Below are 6,136 nucleotides of genomic sequence, written 5' to 3' on the forward strand. Positions count from 1 at the left end.
GGGACGTGCCGGGGGCCGGCTGCGCGCGTCCGGGGGACGGCTGCACGCGTCCGGGGGACGTGCCGGGCTCCGGACGTCGACCCGGAGAACCGCGCCGCGCGGGCCGGCGCAAGGCCCGCGACGGCTTTTCTCCGGAGCGCGGCACGCCTCGCCCAGGTTGAGGAGCCCGCAGTGCACGCCGATTCGCGGCATCCCGCAGAGTGTCGTAAGCTTGTCCGCGGTGACGTGTCCGAGCGGCCGAAGGTGCAACACTCGAAATGTTGTGTAGGTTCACCCCTACCGTGGGTTCAAATCCCACCGTCACCGCCAGTTTCACCAAATCAGCCCCGCTTTCGAGCGGGGCTGATCTGCGTTCGGGGCGGAGGTCGTCCGCGCCCACCTTTTCGCGCCCCTAAAGTGAACGAATGTCCACGCGAAGGCCGCGCCGATGCTGATCACCGTCACCCTCGAACCCGAAACCGGCTCCGAGGTGGATGCCACCGTGCTCGGCTATCTGCTGCACAAGCATCCCGCCCGCGCGCAGGTGTTCTCGGCGCCGGTCGGCGACGTGCACGTGTTCGCCCCCGAGGCGTCCCGCGAGCGGTGCACGTTCGCGATGATGCTCGAGGTCGACCCCGTGGGTCTGGTGCGCAACAAGCGGTTCCGCGGAGACGCGGGAGCCCTCGGTCATTACGTGAACGACCGGCCGTACGTCGCGTCGAGCATGCTCGCCGTGGCGACCGGTGCCGTGTTCCGCACGGCGATGACCGGACGCAGCGATTCGTATCCGGAGCTCGCGGCGTCGCCTCTGCCGCTGCGGATCGAGATCCCCGTGGTGTCGGTGCGGGGCGACGACGACATGGTGGAGCGGTTGTTCAGCCCGTGCGGGTGGACGGTCGCGCAGGAGCGCATCCCGCTCGACCCCGCCTTCCCGGAGTGGGGCGACTCGCGCTTCTCTGCGGTGACGCTCACGGGCCGTGTGCGGTTGGCCGAGGCGCTGCGTCAACTGTACGTGCTGCTGCCGGTCCTCGACGACGCGAAGCACTACTGGGTGGGTGACGACGAGGTCGCAAAGCTCGAACGCGCGGGCGAGGGATGGCTCGCGGACCACCCCGAGCGCGACCTCATCACGCGGCGCTACCTGCTGCACCACCGGTCGCTCGTGACACAGGCCATCGAGGCCGCGGCGCAAGCCGCGAACAGGCCCCTGAGCGGGCTGCGAGCGGATGCCGTCTTGACGGCCCTCGCGGATGTGCGCGCCCGCAGCGTCATCGACATGGGGTGCGGGCCGGGCGCACTGCTGACCCGCCTGGCGAAGGACCGGGCGTTCTCGCGCATCATCGGCGTCGACGTGTCGGCCCGTTCGCTGGAGCAGGCGTCGCGCACGCTGCACCTGGATCAGAGCTCGGATGCCGAGCGCGAGCGGATCCAGCTGCTCCACGGATCGGTGGTCTACCGCGACGAGCGACTGCGCGACGCCGACGCGATGGTCCTCATGGAGGTGATCGAGCACGTCGACCCGTCGCGGCTGCCGGCCCTCGAGGACGCCGTGTTCGCGGGCGCGCGGCCCGCCGCCGTGATCGTCACGACCCCCAACTCGGAGTACAACGTCCTGTACCCGACTCTGGAATCCGGGGCCATGCGCCACGACGACCACCGCTTCGAGTGGACGCGCGCGGAGTTCCGCGCGTGGGCCGAGGCGGTCGCGTCACGGCACGGGTACACGGTGGAGTTCCGTCCGGTCGGCGCCGAGGACGCGGTCCTCGGTCCCCCCACGCAGATGGCGCTCCTGCGCCGGGAGGCAGGCGCATGAACGTACTCGACATCCCCGCCCTCTCGCTCGTCGTGCTCGTCGGGGCATCCGGCTCGGGCAAGTCGACGTTCGCCCGCGAGCACTTCGGTGCGTACGAGACGCTGTCCAGCGACGTCTTCCGCGGTCTCGTGGCAGGCGACGAGTCGGACCAGTCCGCCACGCCGGCGGCCTTCGACGCGCTGCAGTACGTCGCGGGCAAGCGCCTCGACGCGGGGCTCCTCACGGTCATCGACGCGACCAGCGTGCAGCCCGAGGCCCGGCGACGCTTGGTCGACCTCGCCAAGGCGCACGACGTCCTGCCGGTGGCGATCGTGTTCGACCTGCCGGAATCGACGAACCTCGCGCGCAACGCCGAGCGCACCGACCGGGTCATCCCGCCGGGGGTCGTGAAGCGGCAGTCCGACCAGCTGCGGCGGAGCCTGCGCCATCTCGCCAAGGAGGGCTTCCGCAAGGTGCACGTCCTCCGCTCGCCGGACGAGGTGGCCGCGGTGCGGATCGAACGCACGCGCCTTCTGACCGACCGCACCGACGAGCGCGGCCCGTTCGACGCGATCGGCGACGTGCACGGCTGCGCGAGCGAACTGCAGACCCTGCTCGGCGAGCTCGGTTACGAGATCGAGCGCGACGAACGGGGTCGCGCCGTCGACGCGCGCCACCCCGAGGGGCGCCGCGTGATCTTCCTCGGCGACCTCGTCGACCGGGGACCCGACGTCGTCGGCGTCCTGCGCCTCGCGATGGGGATGGTGGCATCCGGATCTGCCCTCGCCGTGCCGGGCAACCACGAGGCGAAGCTGGTCAGGGCGCTGCGCGGTGCCCGGGTGACGCCCACGCACGGGCTCGCCGAGACCCTCGCCCAACTGGCCGATGAGACGGAGGAGTTCCGCGAGCGGGTCGCGACGTTCTGCTACGACCTGGTGTCGCACCTGGTGCTCGACGACGGGCGCTTGGTCGTGGCCCACGCGGGGCTCAAGGAGCAGTACCAGGGGCGGGCCTCGGGCCGCGTCCGCGCCTTCGCCCTCTACGGCGAGACGACTGGCGAGACCGACGAGTTCGGCCTGCCCGTGCGCTACCCCTGGGCCGAGGACTACCGCGGTTCGGCGGTCGTCCTGTACGGGCACACCCCGGTGCCCAGCGTCGAGTGGATCAACAACACCGCCTGCCTGGACACCGGATGCGTGTTCGGGGGCGCGCTGAGCGCCATGCGGTACCCGGAGCGCGAGGTCGTCTCGGTCCCCGCCGAGCGCGTCTGGTACGAACCCGTCCGACCGCTGGTCGCCGAGGCGCCGCAGCGGGCGGCGCGTGTGCTGCAGCTCGCCGATGTACGGGGCAAGGTGGTCGTCGAGACCGGCACCATCGGCCGGGTGAGCATCACCGAGCAGCAGATGGCGGGCGGCCTCGAGACGATGAGCCGCTGGGCGACCGACCCGCGCTGGCTGACCTATCTGCCGCCGACGATGTCGCCACCCGCGACCTCGGCACGCGAGGGGTTCCTCGAGCACCCCGACGAGGCGTTCGCGGCGTTCCGCGACCACGGCGTCACCGACGTCATCTGCGAAGAGAAGCACATGGGCTCGCGCGCGGTGGTGCTGGTCGCGCGCGACCCGTCCCGCTTCGGAGCGCCAGACGGGTGGCGGGGGGTCATCCACACCCGGACCGGCCGTGCGTTCTTCGCCCCCGACGTCGAGGGCGCGATGCTCGCGCGCCTCGACGACGCCCTCGAACGCGCCGGGGTGTGGGCCGAGCTCGACGCGGACTGGGTCCTGCTCGACGGAGAGATCGTGCCGTGGTCGGCCAAGGCCGGGGATCTCATCCGCGACCTCTTCGCGTCGGTGGGAGCGGCGGGGGCCGCGGCCACCACGGCGGCGTCGGCGGTGCTGGAGCGGGCCCTGGCATCCGGGATCGACGTCCAGCGACTCGCGGACCGCATGCGCGTGCGCGGCGACGACGTCGAGCGCTTCCGCGACGCGTACCGCCGGTACGTCGACACCGCGGATGCCGTGCGCTTCGCGCCGTTCCAGGTACTCGCCGCGGGGGACGCGACGTTCGAGACGCGCGACCACGGCTGGCATCTGTCGGTCGCGGACCGGCTGGCGGAGGCCGCGCCCGACCTCGTGATCCGCACGCGGCGTCTGCGCGTCGACCTCGCCGACGCCGACGCCGTCGCCGAGGCGGCGGCCTGGTGGGAGCAGCTGACCGACGAGGGCGGCGAGGGCATGGTCGTGAAGCCCTTCGCGGGTCTCACCCGCACGAAGAAGGGGCTGGTGCAGCCGGGGATCAAGGTGCGCGGTCGCGAGTACCTGCGCATCGTCTACGGGCCGGACTACACCGTGCCCGAGAACCTCGCGCGGCTGCGCGACCGCGACGTGGGGCGCAAGCGCTCGCTCGCCGCGCGGGAGTACGCGCTCGGCCTCGAGGCCCTGCGCCGCGTGACGACCGGCGAGCCGCTGTGGCGCGTGCACGAGGCCGTGTTCGGGGTGCTCGCGCTGGAGTCGGAGCCGCTCGACCCGCGCCTGTGAGGGCGGGGGTCTCGGCCTACCCTCAGCGCCCGTCGACGAACGCGCGCACCGCGGCGGCCGCCTCGGGCGCGGTCCGGTACACGTGCTCGGGTCCGGGGAAGACGCCGTCGCGCACCTCTTGCGCGTAGGCGCGGACGCCCTCGACCATCGCGTCGCCGACGGCCGCGTACGTCTTGACGAAGACGGGCGAGCGGCCCTCGGTGATGCCGAGCAGGTCGTGCATCACGAGCACCTGGCCTTCGGCCGCTCCCGCGCCGATGCCGACGACGGGGATGTCCAACGACCGGCGGATCTCGGCGACCACTTCGGCGGGCACGGCCTCGATGACGACGGCGAAAGCCCCCGCCGCCTGGACGGCGAGGGCTTCGCGCGCCACGCGGACGGCTTCGTCGGTGGTGCGGCCCTGGGCGCGCAGGCCGCCCAACGCCGTCGCGGTCTGGGGTGTGAGCCCGACGTGACCGACCACGGGGATGCCGGCCTCGACGATCGCGCGCAGTCGCGACAGTCGCGCCGGGTTCGCGCCCTCGATCTTGACGGCATCCGCTCCGCCCTCGCGCACGAAGCGGACGGCGGTCGCGACCGCCTGCTCGTCGCTGACCTCGGTCGAGCCGAACGGCAGGTCGCACAGCAGCAGCGGCGTCTGCACCGCGCGGCGCACTGCCTTGGACAGCACGAGCATCTCGTCGACGGTCACCGAGGTGGTGTCGGGGTGGCCCAGCACGACCTGCGCGCCGGAGTCGCCGACGAGAACGATGTCGACGCCGGCGCGTTCGGCGACGCGGCCCGAGACGAAGTCGTACGCCGTGACCATGACGATCGGCGTCCCCTCGTCGGCGAGGGTGCGCAGGCGGCGCAGGGTTACCGGGGGAGTGGTCACGATGTGCGTCCTTCGATGCTGATGCGGTCGTTGACGCCGGGGGTGAGGGTGACGTTGTCGATGAGGCGGACCGGGCCGACCCGCACGGCGAGGGCGAGAAGCGCGGGCCGCTCCACGCGGGCGAGGGGCCCGAGGTCGTCGGCGTCCACGACCTCGACGTACTCGGCCGCGAGACCGGCGGCGGCCAGTTCGGTGTCGACCTCGGCGCGCAGGCGCAGGGGATCGCGGATGCCGTCGACGAAGGCATCCTGAGCCCGGCGGAGCGCGCGCGGCACGACCGATGCGAGCTCGCGCTCGGCCGGCGAGAGCCGCGCGTTGCGGCTGGAACGGGCCAGACCGTCGGCGTCGCGCGAGGTCGGCAGCGCGCGGATCGCGACGGGGAGGCCCAGGTCGGCGACCATGCGGCGCACCACGACCACCTGCTGCGCGTCCTTCGCCCCGAAGTAGGCGCGATCGGGCTGAACGGCGACCAGGAGCTTGGCCACGACCGTGGCCACGCCGTCGAAGTGCGAGCGGCCGCGGACGGCCCCCTCGAGGGTTCCGGTGATCGCCCCGCCCACCGAGACGGTCGTGGCGAATCCGGTCGGGTACATCTCGGCCACCGCGGGGGCGAAGATCAGGTCGGCACCGGCGTGGGAAGCGAGGGCGACGTCGTCGTCCTCGGTGCGCGGGTAGGCCGCGAGATCGGCGGCCTCGCCGAACTGCGTCGGGTTGACGAAGATCGACAGCACCACGACCGCGTTCTCGGCGCGCGCGGTGCGCACGAGCGACAGATGCCCCTCGTGCAGAGCCCCCATGGTGGGGACGAACCCGATGCCGTCGGTGCGGTGGGGCGCGAGGGCGGCGCGCAGATCGGCGACCGTGCGGACGATGCGCGCGTTCACGGCGTCCCTCCCGGCAAGATGCCCGCGGCGGCGGCCCGTGGCGCACCGGCGGGGGCCGTTCCCGTAG

General features: G+C 72.8%; 4 protein-coding genes and 1 tRNA gene. 3 read left to right on the plus strand and 2 right to left on the minus strand.

The window, feature by feature from the left end:
• The first annotated feature begins 219 nt into the window (after nt 1–219).
• From DBR36_RS16160 to DBR36_RS16170, 3 genes are all read left to right on the plus strand, one after another.
• A tRNA-Ser gene (locus tag DBR36_RS16160) sits at nt 220–309 on the plus strand.
• Between the two features lie 118 nt (nt 310–427).
• Nucleotides 428–1,792 carry a 3' terminal RNA ribose 2'-O-methyltransferase Hen1 gene (locus DBR36_RS16165; RefSeq protein ID WP_108320724.1) on the plus strand — a complete coding sequence of 455 codons (1,365 nt, stop codon included), beginning with the start codon at nt 428–430 and terminating at the stop codon, nt 1,790–1,792.
• Entirely contained in the window at nt 1,789–4,308 is a 2,520-nt protein-coding gene (locus DBR36_RS16170) for a polynucleotide kinase-phosphatase (RefSeq protein WP_108320725.1), read from the plus strand. Before DBR36_RS16165 ends, DBR36_RS16170 begins: the two co-directional genes overlap by 4 nt.
• Nucleotides 4,309–4,330: 22 nt before the next feature.
• On the opposite strand, the gene panB is transcribed toward DBR36_RS16170, so the two are convergent.
• A complete protein-coding gene (gene panB / locus DBR36_RS16175) occupies nt 4,331–5,185 on the minus strand; it encodes a 3-methyl-2-oxobutanoate hydroxymethyltransferase (RefSeq protein ID WP_108320726.1) in 855 nt (284 codons plus the stop codon).
• Nucleotides 5,182–6,069 carry a pantoate--beta-alanine ligase gene (gene panC, locus DBR36_RS16180; RefSeq protein ID WP_108320727.1) on the minus strand — a complete coding sequence of 296 codons (888 nt, stop codon included), beginning with the start codon at nt 6,067–6,069 and terminating at the stop codon, nt 5,182–5,184. The genes panB and panC overlap by 4 nt, the downstream gene beginning before the upstream one ends.
• Nucleotides 6,070–6,136: the final 67 nt, after the last annotated feature.

It is taken from the genome of Microbacterium sp. HMWF026 (assembly GCF_003061325.1).
Taxonomy (GTDB): Bacteria; Actinomycetota; Actinomycetes; order Actinomycetales; family Microbacteriaceae; genus Microbacterium; species Microbacterium testaceum_E.

Coding starts and splice junctions, on each gene's coding strand:
- DBR36_RS16165 (WP_108320724.1), top strand. CDS start 428: ATGCTGATCACCGTCACCCTCGAACCCGAAACCGGCTCCGAGGTGGAT.
- DBR36_RS16170 (WP_108320725.1), top strand. CDS start 1,789: ATGAACGTACTCGACATCCCCGCCCTCTCGCTCGTCGTGCTCGTCGGG.